Origin of the sequence: Actinoalloteichus sp. AHMU CJ021 (assembly GCF_002895405.1) — a bacterium.
In the GTDB taxonomy this organism is placed as follows: domain Bacteria; phylum Actinomycetota; class Actinomycetes; order Mycobacteriales; family Pseudonocardiaceae; genus Actinoalloteichus_B; species Actinoalloteichus_B caeruleus.
This window is the reverse complement of record NZ_CP025990.1, coordinates 1,515,700-1,533,164: the sequence shown is the minus strand read 5'-3', so window position 1 is coordinate 1,533,164 and position 17,465 is coordinate 1,515,700. Positions and strand designations below refer to the sequence as shown.

Below are 17,465 nucleotides of genomic sequence, written 5' to 3'. Positions count from 1 at the left end.
CCCGCGTGGACGGGGCCCCGGCTGTGACCGCGCGGTTCCCGAGGTGAGCTGAGCGCGGCCCAGCTCGGCGCTCCCTTCCCTGCCCCGCACTCCGTCGTGCTCGCGTCCCTCGTGGTGGCGCGGGAACCCGTCCGTCGATTCTCCGGCCCGAACTACTGCGCGGTGCGTGGTAGTGTCCGGAGCGGAGGTGCGGTCGTGGATACGAGTCAGCTGCTACGGGGTGTCCTTGACCTCGCGGTGCTCGCGGTGCTCCGCGAGGAGGACGGCTATGGCTACGAGGTCCTGCGTCGTCTGCGGACGGCCGGATTGACCGAGCTGGGGGACGCCTCGGTCTACGGGACGTTGCGCCGGCTCTACCAGGCCGGTCTGTTGACCTCGTACGTCGTGCCCAGCGACGAGGGGCCGCATCGGAAGTACTACAGCCTGAACACCGCCGGGCGGGCCCGGCTGAAGGAGTCGGGCGACACCTGGCGGCGGTTCGCCGGGATCATGGCGCGACTGGTCGAGGAGGAATGAGCGTGCCAGCGAGGACACAGCTACCGGCCGCGGCGGTCGACTACCGGGATCGGGTCGCGGCCGGATTGCGCGGCTTGGGGGAGCCCGAACGCGAGGAGGTCCTGGAGGACGTCGAGCTCAACCTGGCCGAGGTCGTGGCGGAACTGGGCCCGGACGTGGACGCCGAGCGCCTGGAGTCCCGGATGGGGCCACCCGAGCGCTACGCGCGGGAGTTGCTCGCCGCCGGCGGGTACTCCGCCGCCGGCCAGGACGCCCCACGGCGGAGGCTGCCGGTGTCCGCTGGGCTCGCGCTGGTGACCTGCGGGATCGCCGCGACCGTGCTGGTCCTGTTCCTCACCGATGTCCTCTCCATCCACGACATCCCCTTCTTCCTCGACAGGTACACCCTCCGCCAGTGGACCGCCATCTTCCTCGTCGTGGTCCTGCTGGCGGGGCTGGGGATCGCGGCCGGTCGCCTCGTCGTCGCGTACCGTGCCCGCGCGGCGGCCAGGGGGCCGGACGAGTCGCGGCGGGGGCCGTCCCCGGCGTCGCTCGCCCTGTTGTCCGGAGCCCTCGCCACCCTGGTGTTCGTCGGTGCCGGGGTCGCGGGACCGACCGAACCGGAACTGATGGGCGTCCTGACCGCGGTGGGCGCCCTGCTGGGGGCGCTCCCGGTTCGCTGGCTGGCCAGGCAGGAACCCGAGGTGCCCTCGGCCCGTGACACCCCCGCCGCCCGGCGGGGAGCGCTCCTGCTCGCCGCCGCGGCCTCCTCCTCCTTCTCCCCCGTGGCCGCCTTCGCCGTGAGGCTGCAGCCGGGGTGGTGGCTGATCCGTGCGGTGCTCCTGGGCTGGGCGGGAGCGGTACTGACCGGGTCCGGTGTGCTCGGCGTCCTGGTCGCGACCGCGCTGCTGTTGCCGCTCTCGGTCGTGCTGGGCGAACGGTCGAAGCGCGACCGGCGGCTGTGCTGGGTGGCGGCTCCGCTGAACGGGCTGGCGGTCGGGCTGTTCTGCGGCCTGCTGGCCGTGGCGGTGAACCCGTCGCCGAGCACGCCGATCCAGCACGCCAGCCACCAGCAGAGCGCCGGGTGGGTTCTCCCGGAGTCGGGCAACATCCTGCCCTTCGACCGGAACGGTGAGCTGCTCGACGAGGTGTACCTGTTCGACGGGAGCGGGAACCCGATCGAGCTCGCCAGGGAGTACTGCACCAGGTACGGGTGGTCGGAGCGGTCGTGGGACAACCTCTTCCCCCGTCCCGAGGTGGAGATCCTGCTCCACGGGGAGTGCGTGGAACGGCCCGTCGACCGGCCCGCCGCCATCATCCCCGACGTGCCCCACGCGCCCGCGAACTCCGAGGTGAGCGGGGCCGACGACGACCGGGAGGAACAGGGCGCCGGGGCGACCGGCGGGCCGGGGGCGTCGGAGGACGCTCCCTCCGCCGACGAGGACGGGGACGAACCGGTGGGAACCAGCGACGAGGGGACCGCGGTGGACGGCGACCCCGAGGACGGCCCCCTGGCCACCGACGACCCGGCCGAGGAGGACGGGGGGTCGGGGAGTGGTGCGCGGCCCGAGGACGACGAGGGCTCCGGGCGAGACGCACGACCCGAGGACGACCGCCGGTCGCCGTCCTCCGGGGAGCCCGGGACGGGGGACGTCGAGGCGCCCTGACCTCCGGCGGGTGGTCCGTTCGGTCCCCTTCTCCCGGCTGACGCCAGGCGCACCGCGAGCGGGCCCCCGAGGGACGTGCCGGTGGACGCTCGCCTGTCCGTCCACCGGGACCAGTGACATCGTCACCAGGATCCCCACCCGCCCGTTGGGGTGACTCGCGCTGCGGACTCCCTCCTCCACCCCCTCCATAGAGGGGACGGGGCGGAGAAGGGAGTCCGGGCGATGGGGGACGTGGCCTACCTCCTGATCCTCGGAGCGGTGCAGGTGGCGTTGTTCGCCGCCCTCCGGGGGTTGGACCGGCTGTGAGCGGGATCGCAGCCGGGACCCCGGCCAACGTCGTGGGTGGGCTGCTCGCGCTGGCGCTCATCGCCTACCTGGTCCGGGTGCTCCTGCGACCAGACCGCTTCCGATGAACCCCGCGACCGCCGGTCTGCTCCAGATCGCGCTGCTGCTGGTGGCGTTGGCGCTGTCCTACCGGCCCCTCGGCTCCTACCTGGCCCGGGTGTACGACAGCCCGGTGCACAACCGGGCGGAGCGGGTCGTGTACCGGATCTGCGGTGTCGACCCCGAGGCCCAGCAGCGGTGGACCGGGTACGCAACCGGGGTGCTGTGCCTGTTCGGCGTCTCGGCATTCCTCCTCTACGCCCTCCAGCGGGCGCAGGGCGTCCTGCCTGGAGGGCAGGGACGTCCGGCGGTACCACCCGACACGGCCTTCACCACGGCGATCGGCTACGCCACCAACACCGACTGGCAGTCCCAGCCTCCCGAGGTCACCACCGGGAACACCCTGCTGCTCGCGGGGCTGACGGTGCAGAACTTCCTGTCCGCCGCCGTCGGGGTGGCTGTCGCCGTGGCCCTCGTTCGCGGGTTGGCGCGGGAACGTACCGACCGGATCGGCAACGTCTGGGTCGACGTCACCCGGGGCGTCGTGCGGGTCTTCCTCCCTCTGGCGTTCCTCGGGGCGGTCGTGCTCCTGGTCGGCGGCGTCGTGATGAGCTTCGCCGGGCCGGTGGTGGTGACCGCGCTGGACGGCGCCCAACACAGGGTGCCACTGGCACCCGTGGCGGCGATCGAGTCGGTCAAGCTGCTCGGCAGCAACGGGGGCGGCCTCTACGGAGCCAACTCGGCCCACCCTTTCGAGAACCCTTCGGCGTTGACCAGCCTCGTGCAGGTCTACCTCATGCTGCTCGTCCCGGTCGCGCTGCTGCGCACCTTCGGCGTGATGGTCGGGGACCACCGGCAGAGCCGGCCGCTGGTGTCCGTGGTGGCGGTCGTGGCCGCCGCGGTGCTCTGCCTGGTCTGGGCGGTCGAGTCCCGCGTACCGCGGGGCGCCGCCCAGGTGGCCGGGGCCGCTCTGGAGGGGAGGGAGAGCCGTTTCGGCGTCTTCGGGAGCGCCCTGTTCGCGGTCGCGGCCACCGGGACCTCCACCGGGGCCGAGAACGCGGCGCACAACACCTTCGGCGGCCTGGCCGTCGCCGGGCTGCTGGTGAACATGGTGCTCGGCGAGATCGCGCCGGGTGGCGTCGGCAACGGCCTCCACGCGCTGCTCGTGGTGGCCCTGCTCGCGGTGTTCCTCGCCAGCCTGATGGTCGGGCGCACGCCCGAGTACCTGGGGAAGAAGATCGGCAGGGTGGAGCTGAGCGCGGTCTCGGTCGCCGTCCTGACCATGCCACTGCTGGTCCTCACCGGCACCGCCGCCGCCCTCGCGCTCCCCACCACGCGGGACGCCCTCGCGGAGGACGGGCCGGCGGGTGTCACCGCCGTCCTCTACACCTACGCCTCGGCCGCCAACAACAACGGCGGCGCCTTCGGCGGTCTGGACGTCGGGGGCGGCTACGTCCAGGTGACGGTCGGACTCGTCATGGCGTTCGGCCGGTTCCTGCCCGCACTGGCCGTGCTCCGCCTCGCCGGCGCCTTCGCGGAACAGGGCCGGAGCCCGGTCACCGCTGGAACCCTTCCCACCACGGGCCCGCTCTTCGGGGCACTCCTCGCCGGAGTCGCGGTCCTCGTCGCGGCGCTCACCTTCCTGCCGGCGCTCGCGCTCGGCCCGCTGGCCGGGGCGCTGGGATGAACACCGACGTGCGCCCGCACACCCCGCCGGGTACCGCCATCACCGCCGGTCAGGTCCTCGGAGCGGTCCCCGACGCGGTGCGGCGGCTCGACCCCAGGTCGGCGGTGCGTCGCCCGGTGATGTTCGTGGTCTGGGTGGCCTCGGTGCTGGTCACGGTCCTCGTCGCACTCGCCCCCAACGTCTTCGGGGTGCTCGTCACCGCCTGGCTGTGGCTCACGGCGTTTTTCGCCAACCTCGCCGAGGCGGTCGCCGAGCGTCGGGGTCGTGCCCAGGCGGATGCGATGCGGCGTTCCCGCACCGAGACCGTCGCCCGGCGGGTCTCCCCGGACGTGGAGGAAGTCCCGCCCGCCGGTTCCGGTGATCGCGTTCCCGCCGGGGACCTGGTCCCGGGCGACCTGGTCGTCGTGGGCCCCGGCGAGGTCGTCCCCGGTGACGGCGAGATCCTCAGCGGTCTGGCCTCAGTGGACGAATCGGCCATCACCGGCGAGTCCACCCCGGTGGTGCGGGAGGCGGGTGGCGACCGGTCCTCGGTCACCGGCGGCACCACCGTGCTCTCCGACAGCCTGCTGGTACGTATCACGGCGGCTCCCGGCCAGTCCGTGGTGGACCGGATGATTCGCCTGGTCGAGGGAGCCCGCCGCCAACCAACCCCGAACGAGGTGGCGATCACCGTCCTGCTGGCCACCCTGTCCGTGCTGCTGGTGGCCGCGGTCACCGCGCTCCAGCCGATCGCGGCCTACTCGGGTGCCCGCCAGCCGGTGCTCGTCCTGGTCGCCCTCGCGGTGTGCCTGCTCCCCACCACGGTGGGAGCGCTGCTGCCCGCCGTCGGGATCGCCGGGATGAACCGGCTCGTGCGGCGGAACGTGCTGGCGACCTCGGGGAGGGCGGTGGAGGCCGCCGGCGATGTGGCGACGCTGCTGCTCGACAAGACCGGAACCATCACCTTCGGCAACCGCATGGCTACCGAACTGGTCCCGGTCGACGGCGTCGGGGTGGAGCGGCTCGCGGCCGCGGCTCGTCTCGCGAGCCTCGCCGACCCCACCCCCGAGGGGCGCAGCGTCGTGGAGCTGTGCGCCCGGGAGCACGGGTTGAGCGCGGACACCACCTCCGACGAGCGGGCGGCCGTCCGGGTGCCCTTCACCGCCAGGACCAGGATGAGCGGCCTCGACCTGCCCTCCGGTGCGGTGGACCAACCGGTCCTCATCCGCAAGGGCGCCGCCGCCGAGGTCGTCCAGTGGGTGCGGGACCGCGGCGGGCACCCGCCGGCCGGCCTCCCGGGGATCGTGGACGCCGTGGCCAGGCAGGGGGGCACGCCCCTGGTGTGCGCACGAGCCGAGGGGGGACACGCCGAGATCCTCGGAGTCGTGCGGCTCGCGGACGTCGTCAAACCGCACATGCCGGCGCGGTTCGCCGAACTGCGGCGCATGGGGGTTCGCACCGTGATGATCACCGGGGACAACCCGGTCACGGCGGCGGCCATCGCCGAGCAGGCCGGCGTGGACGACCACCTCGCCGAAGCCACCCCGGAGGACAAGATGCGGTTGATCCGGGAGGAGCGGCGTGGCGGACGGCTGGTGGCGATGGCCGGCGACGGCACCAACGACGCACCGGCACTGGCCGCCGCCGATGTGGGGCTGGCGATGAACAGCGGCACCACCGCCGCGAAGGAGGCCGGGAACCTCGTCGACCTCGACTCCGACCCCAGCAAGCTGATCGCCGTGATCGGCGTGGGCAAGCAGCTGCTGATCACCCGGGGGGCGTTGACGACCTTCAGCATCGCCAACGACCTCGCCAAGTACTTCGCGATCCTCCCCGCCATGTTCACCGCCGTGCACCCCGGGCTGGGGGCGCTCAACGTCATGGGGTTGGCCTCCGCGAACTCGGCCGTGCTGTCGGCTGTCGTCTTCAACGCCCTCGTGATCGTCGCTCTCATCCCCCTGGCCCTGCACGGCGTGCGGTACCGGCCGCTCGGTGCCGCCACCCTCCTGCGCAGGAACCTGCTCCTGTTCGGCGTGGGCGGGTTGGTCGCTCCCTTCCTCGGCATCTGGGCGCTCGACCTGGCCGTCAGGCACCTCCCAGGGCTGGGGTGAACACCGTGCCCGCCTGGCTACCGCGTCCGGCAGTGGCGGCCCTGCGGCTGCTGCTCGTGCTCACCGCGCTGACCGGCCTGTGCTACCCGGCGGCGGTGTGGGCGGTCAGCCGCTTGCCTCCGCTGCGCGCCGCCGCGGAGGGCTCCCCCACCGTGACCGACGACGGGACGGTGGTGGGTTCCGCGCTGCTCGGGGTCGACCCGGTCGACCCGCTCGCAGCCGAACCGACCGCCGACCGGTACTTCCACACGCGGCCCGCCGGCAACGCCGCCACGCCCCTGGGCCCAGGAGGACCCGACGGCTCGGGGGCGACGCCCTACTCGATCACCGCGCCGGAACTCGTCTCGCTCGTCGAGGAACGCCGCCGACTCGTCGCGGACCGCGAGGGGGTCCCCGTCGAGGAGGTGCCCGCCGACGCCGTGACGGCCTCCGCCTCGGGGCTCGACCCCCACGTCTCGCCCGAGTACGCCACCCTCCAGGTCCCCCGGGTCGCCAGGACGAACGGGCTACCCGAAGCCCGAGTCCACGAGCTGGTGGCCCAGCACACCCGGGGCCGCCGGCTGGGCTTCCTCGGGGAGCCGACGGTGAACGTCCCGCTGTTGAACCTGGCCGTCCAGCTGGCCGCGGACCAGGGCGGACGACGGGGCGGCCACGACGAGGTCGGGGGCCGCTGACCAGCGGCGAACACCCCAGGAGGGAGCAGACTGGACACGTGGACGGACGGCGGAACGGCGACACCCGTCGAGGGGAGCTCCGCATCTACCTCGGCGCGGCGCCGGGCGTGGGCAAGACGACGGCCATGCTCGCCGAGGGACACCGGCGGCGGGACCAGGGGGTGGACGTCGTCGTCGGCCTGGCGGTGACGCACGACCGCCCGGCGGTGCGGCGCCTCGCCGCCGGCCTCGAGGCACTCCCGGTCCGGCTGCCCCGAGGGCCGGAACAGGGATTCGCGGAACTCGACGTGGCCGCGGTCCTGCGGCGCCGGCCGGAACTCGTCCTGGTCGACGAACTCGCGCACACCAACGAGCCGGGGAGCCCCCACCCCAAGCGGTGGCAGGACGTCGAGACCCTGTTGTCCGAGGGCATCGACGTGCTCTCCACCGTCAACATCCAACACCTGGAGAGCGTCAACGACGTCGTCCAGACCATCACCGGGGTCCGGCAGCGGGAGACCGTGCCAGACTCGGTCGTGCGCCAGGCCGAGCAGATCGAACTGGTCGACCTCACCCCCGAGGCACTGCGGCGGCGCATGGCCCAGGGCGACATCTACCCGGCGAGCAGGGTGGATGCGGCGCTCTCCCACTTCTTCCGGCCCGGGAACCTCGGGGCGTTGCGGGAACTGGCCCTGCTGTGGTTGGCCGACCAGGTCGACGTCGCGCTGCTCCGCTACCGCTCCGACCAGCACATCACCGACACCTGGGAGGCACGGGAACGAGTTGTCGCCGCCGTCAGCGGCGGGCCCGAGAGCGAGACGCTGATCCGGCGCGGCCGCCGGGTCGCCAGCCGGGCCGGCGCGGACCTGCTCGTCGTCCACGTGCTGCGGGGGGACGGTCTCGTCCATCCGCCGATGGAACGGCTGCACCGCTACCGCCAGCTCACCGCCGACCTGGGCGGCACGTTCCACACCGTCGTGGGAGACGACGTGACGGACGCGCTGCTGGACTTCGCCGGGGGCGCGAACGCCACCCAGCTGGTCCTCGGTGCCTCCCGTCGGTCCCGGCTCGCACGGCTGCTCCGGGAGGGCGTCGGGCGGGCCGTCGTCTCCCGCTCGGGAACGATCGACGTGCACCTGGTGCCCCACCGGGAGGAACGACGGGGACGGCGCGACCGGCGTGACGGGCTGGTCTCCCACCACCAGCGCCTCGCCGGGTGGGTGCTCGCCGCCGGGTTGCCGGTGGTCGTGAGCGTCCTCGCGTCGGTGGTCGCGGGCAGGGTCGGCCTGGTCTCCGACGTCGTCGGGCACCTGCTCGCCGTCACGGTCGTCGCCCTCGTGGGCGGCGTGGCCCCCGCTCTGCTGGCGGCGGTGCTCGGCGGGGTCCTGGTCGGGGTCCGGCCCGGTGGCGGCCCCTCGTCCCTCAACGGCCAGGAACAGCTCGTCGTCCTGCTCGCGATGGTCGTCCTCGCGGTGCTCGTCGCCGCCGTCGTGAACCAAGCCGCACGGCTGGCGAGGCAGGCGGCCCGCGCTCGTACCGAGGCGACCCTGCTGGCCTCCTACGCCCGCACGGTCCTCTCCAGACCCGACTCCCCGGAGCTGCTGCTGGGCAGGATCAGGGAGAGCTTCGGCCTCTCCTCCGCGGCGCTGGTGGAGCGGGTGGACGGCGAGTGGGTCGAGGTCGCCGCGTCGGGGGAGGAGCTGCGTGGCCACCCCGAGGACGTGGACGCCACACTCGCCCTCACCGACACCGTCCGCCTCGTGCTGCGGGGCCGCCCGCTGCCGGCCGAGGACCAACAGGTGCTGGAGGCCGCCGCGGGGCAGGCCCTCGGCGCGCTCCGCCAGCGCCGCACGGAGGCGGCGGCCACCGAGGCGCGGCAGGAGGCGGCGGCGGCCGAGCTCCGCGCCTCACTGTTCGCCGCGTTCGGCTACGACCTGCGCACCCCGCTGACGACGGTGCGCACCGTGCTCGACACGCTCTCCGGCGACCGCCGCGGCTTGTCGGACGCGGACCGCGCCGAACTGCTCGACACCGCCGTCGCCGCGACCGACCAGCTGGTGGGGATGGCGGACAACCTGCTCGACACCGCCCGGCTCTCGGTGGGCGGAGTCCACCCCGTGTCCCGTCCCGTGCGGCTCGGCCAGGTGCTCGACCGGGCCACGGCCGGCATCGCCGGAGCGGACCGGGTGTCCGTGGAGTTGACCGACGACCTGCCCGCCGTGTCGGCCGATCCCGACCTGCTCCGCCGGGTGGTCGCGAACGTGCTGGACAACGCGCTCCGCCACGGCCGGGGCGGACCGCCTCCCGACGCCGCGGTCCGCGCCAGCCGGCTGGCTGACCGGGTGGAGCTGCGGATCGTCGACACGGGTCCCGGCCTGCCCCCGGAGGCGGTGGACACCGTGTTCGCGCCGTTCCGGCGGCTGCCGCACCCCGACGGCGCTCGTCGCCCGATCGGGGCTGGCCTGGGGCTGACCGTGGCGAGGGGTTTCGTCGAGGCGATGGGCGGGTCGATCCGCGCCGAGGACACCCCCGGAGGTGGTCTCACCGTGGTGATCGTCCTGCCCGTGGCCCAGGCGGCGCCGGAAGCGGGGCCCGGGGACGTGGGACGCGGCGGCTCCGGGCCCACGCCCGCCGGTGCGGGGGACACCACGGACCCAGCGACGAGCCGAGGTGGGTGACGAGCGATGACCACGGTCCTGCTCGTCGTGGACGAGCCACTCCTGGTCCGTGCGCTGCGCATCACCCTCGACGCGCACGGCCTGCGGGTCGTCAGCACCGCTGACCTGGGAGGAGTCCGGGACCTAGCCGACGAGGACCCGCCGGACGCCGCCTTGCTGGACATCGGTCTGCCGGGCGACTCGGGGTCGGAGGCGGTGCGGTCCCTGCGGTCCGCCGTGGACTGCCCGGTGGTCGTGCTCACCGGGCCACCCGGTGTTCGCGACGAGGCGCGGATCCTCGACGCCGGGGCGGTGGGCTGCCTGGTGAAACCCTTCGCGGTGGCCGAGCTGCTGGCGGTGCTGGGAGCCGCCGCCACACCCCAGGACTGACCAGACTGGCACGCGGGCACCCGGGCCTCCCCGCGGTGGGAGGCGTGCGCGAGGACCGATCCCCTCGGCGCGGTACCGGTCCGAGGGGCGTGGTCGGGCACCGTGCGGTTCGGGGTGCCCCGCCGGGCGAGCGGTCGGTGGGGACGCGGCCGGGGTCGAGGGTGGGTGGCACCGGGCCTCGACCCCGGAGGTGTCCCCGCCAGGGGCAACGCCCGGGTCAGCGCTCGTCGGCGCCGTCGGTCTCCGGCGCTCCCGGACCGGTGCTCACGGAGGGGAGGCTGGCCCCACTGCTGCTGGGCGCACCCGGGTCGGGCGGTGGGGGCGCCCCGCTGTCGTCCCCGCCACCACCCCCGTCGTCGCCGCCGGGCGGCTCCTCCGGGTCGGGGTCCGGCTCGGGGTCACTCGTGTCGGGGTTGCTCGGCCCCGGGTTCGTCGGGCCCGGGTTGGTCGAACCGCCGCCGGGACCGCCGGTGTTCGGGGGCGGGTCGGGCGGCGGCTGGTGGGGGGAACCCGGCTGGCGGCCGGTGTCGGCCTCCCCGCCGCCGGGTTCGCCCACCCCCGTCTCGTCCTGGGTGTTCGCCGGAGCCTCCACCGTGGAGGGGACGGCGGAGCCGCTCGGCTGCGACGACGGTGGCGCCGAGGGAGCGGCGCTCCGGCTCGGCGTCGCCGAGGGCGGCGAGGACGGCTGGGGGAAGTCGCTGCGCACGACGACGTCGTGCCGGTTGACCGGCTCGGGCTCGGCCAGCTGGCCGGAGTTCGAACCGAGCGCGGCGATGGTCGCGAAGGCGGTCGCGGTGACCACGCCGACCGCGGCCAGGAGCACTTTGGGAGCGGCGGTCGGCCGCTCCTCGTCCTCAGTGGGAGTGGACAAGCGTCATCCTCCGAAAACCTGGGTCCAGTACCAACCGTCGGTGTCCAGGCCGACTCCGATGGCGACCACCGAGCAGTTGAGGATGTTCTGCCGGTGGCCCGGCGACTCCATCCACATGTCCATGACCTGTCTCGCGTCGCGAGCCCCCATGGCGATGTTCTCGCCCGCCGCGCGCGGGTACCCCGCCTCGTTCGCCCGCTCCACGAAACCGCGGCCGTCCGGGGAGGAGTGCGAGAAGTAGCTCTGACTGGCCATGTCCTCGCTGTGCCGCTGCGCCGCGACGACGAGCCGGTGGTCCACCTGCACGGTGGCGCAGCCGGCCTCCCGCCGGGCCTCGTTGACCAGGTCGACCACGGTGGCCACCTGAGGGCCGCCACCAGGGGGCGCCGGTCGCTCCGGCTCCGGCGGCCGCTCGGTCACCGGCGGGTCGGCGGGCTCGCGCACGGGGGGAGCCGCCGGGGGTTCGGGCGTCACCTCGGTGGTCTCCCCGTCCTCCGCCGCTCCCGTCGTCTCCTCCGGCTCCTGGCTCGCCGGAATGCCGCTGGCCGGGGCCGACGGCTCTCCGCTGGGCTCGTTCCCCGTCGAGGAGACAGGTGCGGGGGAGGTGGTGTGAGCCGGTGGCTCGACCGTGGCTAAGGCGGCGACGTCGGGTCCGGCTGCCTCACCGTCCCCCTCACCGGTCAACAGCGAGGGGAGGGACAGCGCTCCCGCGGTGAGTGCGCCGATCGTGAGAGCGACCAGACCGGCGGTGGTGCTGGCGCCGCGTCTGCTCGGTGGCCCGATCACGGGCAGGGACGGTACCACGGATGAGGCGACCATGCAGTGACTCAGCGTCGCGTACTCCACCCGGTTCGAGTGGACTCGATCAGGCAGCATGTCGGGTGTGGACAGTACGCGGGACAGGGAGGACGCCGTCCGGCTGAACGCGTGGGTGGCCGGACGGGTGCAGGGCGTCGGTTTCCGGTGGTGGACGAGGTGCCGGGCCCTGGAACTGGGGCTGACCGGTCATGCGACGAACCTCGCGGACGGTCGGGTGGCCGTCGTCGCCGAGGGGGACCGGGCCGCCGCCGTCCGACTGCTCGAGTCGCTGCGATCCGGCACGACACCCGGGGCGGTGGACACGGTGGTGGTGCGCTGGGCCGAGGCGGCGGGCGGGCTCACCGGTTTCGAGGAGCGGGCGGAGCGGGACTGAGCCGAGACGGGCCGGAGGAATCCGCGCACACCGGGACCACCGCCGTCCGACCGGTGCGCCCGGACCGGGTGCGCGACGGCGGGGGGTACCCGGTGGCGACTGCGGGCCGTGTACCCGCTCACCGGTCCGAAGGACGCCTGACCGTGGGAGTGGGTCCTCTGACAGCCGACGCCGAGCGGCGCGGAGCCCGTTCGACGACGCTCACCTCGGGCTCAATGGGTATGCTCGCAGCGCGGTGCCGACCCGCGCCACGGCCGAAGAGGCGTGGTCGCTCCGCCAGGTCAGCGTGGGTGAGGCGCCCGGCAAGGGCACTCCCGCGGCGGCCGTCGACGACCGGCCCGCCGCTCCCGTCCACCGGGACCGGCGTGCAGCCGGCTCCGTGACGAGCAGGGCGCGCCGACGCCCCCGGTGGCGATCGAGAGGTCCGTTTCCCCGTGCATCTGAAGAGCCTGACGCTGAAGGGCTTCAAGTCCTTCGCCTCGGCCACCACCCTGCGGTTCGAACCCGGGATCACCTGCGTGGTCGGTCCCAACGGCTCCGGGAAGTCCAACGTGCTCGACGCGTTGACCTGGGTGATGGGGGAGAAGGGCGCGAAGGCCCTGCGCGGGGCGACGATGCAGGACGTCATCTTCGCCGGGACCTCCGGGCGCCCCCCGCTCGGTCGCGCCGAGGTGACGCTCACGATCGACAACTCCGACGGCGCGCTGCCGATCGAGTACACCGAGGTGTCCATCACCCGCCGGATGTTCCGCGAGGGCGCCACCGAGTACGAGATCAACGGAGACTCCTGCCGGCTGCTCGACATCCAGGAGCTGCTCTCCGACTCCGGGATCGGGCGGGAGATGCACGTGATCGTCGGACAGGGGCAGCTGTCGTCGATCCTGGAGTCCAAACCGGAGGAGCGGCGGGGTTTCATCGAGGAGGCGGCGGGCGTACTGAAACACCGCAAGCGCAAGGAGAAGGCGCTGCGGAAACTCGACGCCATGCAGGCCAACCTCACCCGGCTCACCGACCTGACCAGCGAACTCCGCCGGCAGCTGAAGCCGCTGGGGAAGCAGGCCGAGATCGCCCGCCGGGCCCAGACCGTTCAGGCCGAGCTCCGGGACGCCCGGCTCAGGCTGGTCGCCGACGACCTCGTCACCGCCCGCGCCGAGCTTGCCAGGGACGAGCAGGACGAGGCCGCCGTCCGCGACCGCCGGTCCGAGGTGGAGCGGATGCTCCAGGACGCGCAGGCGGAGCAGACCCAGCTGGAGGAACGGCTGGCGGCCGACGTCCCGCGCCTCACCAGGGCACAGGACACCTGGTACCAGCTCTCCGCACTCGACGAACGACTGCGCGGCACCGTCCGGCTCGCCCAGGAGCGGCTGCGGCACCTGTCCTCCGCCAGCGCCGACCAGCGCCCGGGACGGGACCCGGAGGAACTGGAGGCCGAGGCAGAGCGGACCGCGGAGCTCGAGGAACAGCTGCGTGAGGAGGTCGTCGAGGCGCGGACCAGGATGGCCGAGACCGAACTCGTCCGGTCCGACCTGGAGGCCGAGGTGAAGGCGGCCGAACGCGCGCACCTCGCCGCCGTCCGAGCCGTGTCCGACCGCAGGGAGGGGTTGGCGCGACTCAGCGGTCGGGTGGACGCGCTCCGGGGGAAGGTCGGGGACACGACCGAGGAGCTCGGGCGGCTCTCCGAGGCCCTGGAGGAGGCCGTCGAGCGCGCCGAGCTCGCCGCCGCCGAGCACGCCGAACACGAGTCCTCCGAGGACGGCGCCGCCCTGGACCAGCGGGAGCTCGCCGACCGGGCCACCGAGGCCGCCCGGGCACGCCAGCTGGCCAGGGACCGGGTGGCCGAACTCGTGGCCGAGGAGAGGACAGCCGAACGCGAGGTCGCCTCGTGGCGGGCCAGGGTCGAGGCGCTGTCCCTCGGGCTCCGCCGGAAGGACGGCGCCGGGGCCCTGCTGGCCGCGGCCGACCGGGTCCCCGGGCTGCTCGGGTCGGTGGCATCGCTGCTCACCGTGGACAGCGGCGCCGAGGTCGCGTTGGCCGCGGCGCTCGGCCCGGTGGCCGACGCGGTCGCCGTGGCCGGCCGCGAGGAGGCACTCGAGGCGTTGCGACTGCTCAAGGAGGAGGACGCCGGACGGGCCGGGCTCCTGCTGGCCGGCGGACCACCCACCGGGTCGTCGCCGCGACCACCCCTGCCCGCCGGGGCGACCTGGGCGGCCGACCGGATCAGCGGCCCGGCGTCGCTGCGGCCCGCGGTGGAACGCGCGTTGCGTGACGTGGTGGTGGTCGCGGACCTGCCCGCCGCCCGTGCGGTGCTCGACGCGCTGCCCGGGCTGACCGCCGTCACCTCCGAGGGCGACGTCCTGGGGGGCGACTGGGCGAGTGGTGGCTCGGAACGGGACCAGAGCGTCATCGAGGTGCAGGCGGCGCTCGACGAGGCACGCCGGGAGCGGGACGCGGCGGTCGAGCGGGTGGACCGGGCCACCGCCGCCGTCGCGGAGGCGAGGGAGGCGGAACAGGCGGCCCGCGACCTGGTCAGGAGCACCCAGGAGGCGGTCAACGAGGCCCGCGTGCACCGGGCCCGGGGTGGGGAGCGGCTGAACCGGCTGCGCCAGGCGGCGTCCTCCGCGCAGGCGGAGGTCGGCCGGTTGACGACGCAGCGGGACAAGACCGACCAGGCGCGCCGGGACGCGGTGCGCGACCTGGAGGAGTTGGAACGGCGGCTGTCCTCGGCGCAGGGCGAACCCGAGGCCGAGGAGCCGGACACCGAGGAACGCGACGCGGCGGCCCGGCGCCTGGCCGAGGCGCGCGAGGTCGAGCTGGACGCGCGGCTCGCCGTGCGCACGGCGGAGGAGCGAGCCCGTTCCGTCCAGGGCAAGGCCGACCAGCTGCGGCGCGCCGCCCACGCCGAGCGGGAGGCCCGGGCTCGGGCCGAGGCCGCCCGGGCGGCCAGGGCGCGGGCCGCGGAGGTGGCCAGGGTGGTCGCCAGGGCGGGTGAGAGCGCCCTGGGAAGGCTCGCGGTGTCCGTGACCGCCGCCGCGCACGCCAGGGACGTCGCCCAGGCCAGGCGCGCCGAACGCGAGGAGGCGCTGACCGCCGTCCGCAACAGGGCGCGGGAACTCGGGACGGTGCTGGAGAAGCTGATCGACGCCGCTCATCGGGACGAGGTGGTGCGGGCCGAGCGCCGTCTGCGGATCGAGCAGCTCGAGGCGAAGATCGCCGAGGACTTCGGCATCGGGCTGGACGAGCTGGTCGCCGAGTACGGCCCGACGGTCCCGGTTCCGCCGAGCCCGGCGGAACTGGCCGAGTTCGAGACCGCGCGCGAGCGCGGTGAGCAGGTGGTCGCGCCGGCCCCGGTGCCCTACGAGCGGGCGACCCAGCAGCGGCGCGCCAAGCGGGCGGAACGGGACCTCTCCCTGCTGGGCCGGGTCAACCCGCTCGCCCTCGAGGAGTTCGCCGCGTTGGAGGAGCGGTACCGCTTCCTGTCGACGCAGCTGGAGGACCTCAAGGCCACCCGCCGCGATCTGCTGACCGTGGTGAAGGAGGTGGACGAGAAGATCCTGGAGGTCTTCTCCACCGCCTACACCGATGTGGCCCGGGAGTTCGAGGTCGTCTTCGCCACGTTGTTCCCCGGTGGCGAGGGCAGACTGGTGCTCACCGACCCCGACGACCTGCTCACCACCGGGGTCGACGTCGAGGCCCGCCCCCCGGGGAAGAAGGTCAAACGGCTCTCGTTGCTCTCCGGCGGGGAGAAGTCCCTGACCGCCGTGGCGATGCTGGTCGCGATCTTCCGGGCCCGGCCCTCGCCCTTCTACGTCATGGACGAGGTTGAGGCGGCCCTGGACGACACGAACCTGCGCCGGCTCATCGGCCTGCTGGAACAGCTCAGGGAGACCTCGCAGCTGATCATCATCACGCACCAGAAGCCGACCATGGAGATCGCTGACGCGCTCTACGGGGTGAGCATGCGGGGCGACGGCATCACGACGGTGATCTCGCAGCGGCTGCGGGATGCCACCGACCGGGCGGGCGCGCTCGCCGCGGTGGCGGCGACACTCGACTCGGGTGGGGAGGAGACCGGCGTGGGGACGCCTGGCGGGTGAGGGTCGTTCCGGCTCCGCTCCGGTGGGTCCCTCGGTTCAGCCGAGGCAGCGGGTGGTGGCGATGCCGCTGAGGAAGCGACGCCACTCCGCCGACTCGAAGGTCAGCACCGGCCCAGCTGGGTTCTTGGAATCCCGGACGTCGATGACGTCGGGCCGTCGTGCGATCTCGACGCAGTTCCCGCCCCCGTTGCTTCGGCTGCTCTTCCGCCAGCGCACACCGGGCAACTGTGTGCTCACTCACTCTCCTCCTTGCTATCCCTCGTCCGCGGGCGGCAGCAGAGAACGGGCCTCGGACCACCGTCCGAGGCCGCCCCGCCACACGAGCTAGCCTTCCAGGAACTCGTCGATCAGACGTTGGATCAGGCTCGCGGAGTCCCCGGGCGACAGCGCCGTGTCGCGAAGGTGGTCGAAGATCTCGTTGTACCGCGCCACGTCCTCGGCGACCTCGATGTAGAGCCCCTTGCTCAGGGTCTCCAGGTACACGACATCGCCTTCGTCGTCGGGGAAGGACAGAGTGGTGAAGGCCGTGCCGAGGGAGGAGTGCACTCCGGCGCTGAACGGCAGCACCTGGATGGTGACGTTGTCCAGCTCAGCCTTCTCCAGGAGCCCTTCCAGCTGACGCGCCATCACCTTCGCACCGCCGATCAGCTGCCGCAACGCGGCCTCCCCGACGATCGCGTGCAGCGCGAGCGGGTCCTCCTCGCTGAGCCGGGACTGCCGTGCGGCGCGGAGCTTGGCCCGGCGCTCGATGGTGTCCACGTCGATGTCCGAGCGCCAGGCCTGGATCACCTCCCGCGCGTAGTCCTCGGCCTGGAGCAGCCCGGGGATGAGGTCGATCTCGAAGGTGCGGATCTCGGACGCGTCGGATTCCAGCCCGATGTACGATTCGAACCAGTCGATCACGGCGTCGCCGTAGATCTCCCACCACCCTTTCCGCCGGCCCTCCTTCGCGAGCTCGACCAGGGAGATGGCGCGGTCGCCCGTCACGCCGTAAGCCGCGAGCATCACCGTGACGTCGTTGGGGTGGGCCGCCTGCTGGGCGCGTTCCAGTTTGGACAGCTTCGCCGGGGAGAAGTTCAGCAGCGGCGACGCGGCCTCCAGGGTGAGCCTGGCCTGCTCGCGGAGTCGCCGTAACTCCCGGGCGAGTTGGCGCCTCCGTGCGGTCGGGTTGCCACGTTGGGTCACCCGTGCCTCCTTTGTCACCCCTACGAATGATCAAGCCCCGCTCCTACTGGACTCTACGGAGGGGTGGGACCCCATCGCGTTACTCGTTCGGGTGAAACCA

General features: G+C 73.7%; 14 protein-coding genes. 10 read left to right on the top strand and 4 right to left on the bottom strand.

Annotation, left to right across the window (positions count from 1 at the left end):
- The first annotated feature begins 195 nt into the window (after nt 1–195).
- From C1701_RS06220 to C1701_RS06185, 8 genes are all read left to right on the top strand, one after another.
- Nucleotides 196–516: a PadR family transcriptional regulator gene (locus C1701_RS06220; RefSeq protein WP_026417108.1), complete on the top strand. Its 321-nt coding sequence runs from the start codon at nt 196–198 to the stop codon at nt 514–516.
- A 2-nt stretch (nt 517–518) separates the two neighbouring features.
- On the top strand, nt 519–2,162 hold the full coding sequence (locus C1701_RS06215) for an HAAS signaling domain-containing protein (protein WP_103055667.1): 1,644 nt from the start codon (nt 519–521) through the stop codon (nt 2,160–2,162).
- A 302-nt stretch (nt 2,163–2,464) separates the two neighbouring features.
- Complete coding sequence (kdpF, locus tag C1701_RS06210) at nt 2,465–2,575, top strand: K(+)-transporting ATPase subunit F (RefSeq protein ID WP_026417106.1); 111 nt, start codon at nt 2,465–2,467, stop codon at nt 2,573–2,575.
- The gene (kdpA, locus tag C1701_RS06205; protein ID WP_103055666.1) at nt 2,572–4,233 is read left to right on the top strand and encodes a potassium-transporting ATPase subunit KdpA; all 1,662 of its coding nucleotides are present in this window, start codon (nt 2,572–2,574) and stop codon (nt 4,231–4,233) included. The genes kdpF and kdpA overlap by 4 nt, the downstream gene beginning before the upstream one ends.
- Nucleotides 4,230–6,323, top strand: a complete 2,094-nt coding sequence (gene kdpB, locus C1701_RS06200) for a potassium-transporting ATPase subunit KdpB (protein WP_103055665.1) — start codon at nt 4,230–4,232, stop codon at nt 6,321–6,323. Before kdpA ends, kdpB begins: the two co-directional genes overlap by 4 nt.
- Before the next feature lie 5 nt (nt 6,324–6,328).
- Nucleotides 6,329–6,997 carry a potassium-transporting ATPase subunit C gene (locus tag C1701_RS06195; protein WP_026417103.1) on the top strand — a complete coding sequence of 223 codons (669 nt, stop codon included), beginning with the start codon at nt 6,329–6,331 and terminating at the stop codon, nt 6,995–6,997.
- A gap of 38 nt (nt 6,998–7,035) precedes the next feature.
- A complete protein-coding gene (locus tag C1701_RS06190) occupies nt 7,036–9,654 on the top strand; it encodes a sensor histidine kinase (RefSeq protein WP_030146972.1) in 2,619 nt (872 codons plus the stop codon).
- 6 nt (nt 9,655–9,660) lie between these two features.
- The gene (locus tag C1701_RS06185; RefSeq protein WP_051313253.1) at nt 9,661–10,023 is read left to right on the top strand and encodes a response regulator transcription factor; all 363 of its coding nucleotides are present in this window, start codon (nt 9,661–9,663) and stop codon (nt 10,021–10,023) included.
- A 217-nt stretch (nt 10,024–10,240) separates the two neighbouring features.
- On the opposite strand, the gene C1701_RS06180 is transcribed toward C1701_RS06185, so the two are convergent.
- A complete protein-coding gene (locus tag C1701_RS06180; RefSeq protein ID WP_155886006.1) occupies nt 10,241–10,894 on the bottom strand; it encodes a hypothetical protein in 654 nt (217 codons plus the stop codon).
- Nucleotides 10,895–10,897: 3 nt separating this feature from the next.
- A complete protein-coding gene (locus C1701_RS06175; RefSeq protein WP_337662164.1) occupies nt 10,898–11,680 on the bottom strand; it encodes a CAP domain-containing protein in 783 nt (260 codons plus the stop codon).
- A gap of 88 nt (nt 11,681–11,768) precedes the next feature.
- On the opposite strand from C1701_RS06175, the gene C1701_RS06170 reads away from it, so the two are divergent.
- Together C1701_RS06170 and smc are read left to right on the top strand one after the other, a co-directional pair.
- Nucleotides 11,769–12,086 carry an acylphosphatase gene (locus tag C1701_RS06170; protein WP_030103974.1) on the top strand — a complete coding sequence of 106 codons (318 nt, stop codon included), beginning with the start codon at nt 11,769–11,771 and terminating at the stop codon, nt 12,084–12,086.
- Nucleotides 12,087–12,520: 434 nt separating this feature from the next.
- Nucleotides 12,521–16,180, top strand: a complete 3,660-nt coding sequence (gene smc, locus C1701_RS06165) for a chromosome segregation protein SMC (protein ID WP_103055663.1) — start codon at nt 12,521–12,523, stop codon at nt 16,178–16,180.
- A gap of 36 nt (nt 16,181–16,216) precedes the next feature.
- Here the strand turns inward: smc and C1701_RS06160 are convergent, their stop codons facing one another.
- Complete coding sequence (locus tag C1701_RS06160) at nt 16,217–16,417, bottom strand: DUF397 domain-containing protein (RefSeq protein ID WP_026417099.1); 201 nt, start codon at nt 16,415–16,417, stop codon at nt 16,217–16,219.
- A gap of 87 nt (nt 16,418–16,504) precedes the next feature.
- Nucleotides 16,505–17,365, bottom strand: coding sequence for a helix-turn-helix domain-containing protein (locus C1701_RS06155; RefSeq protein WP_026417098.1), 861 nt, complete (start codon nt 17,363–17,365; stop codon nt 16,505–16,507).
- Nucleotides 17,366–17,465: the final 100 nt, after the last annotated feature.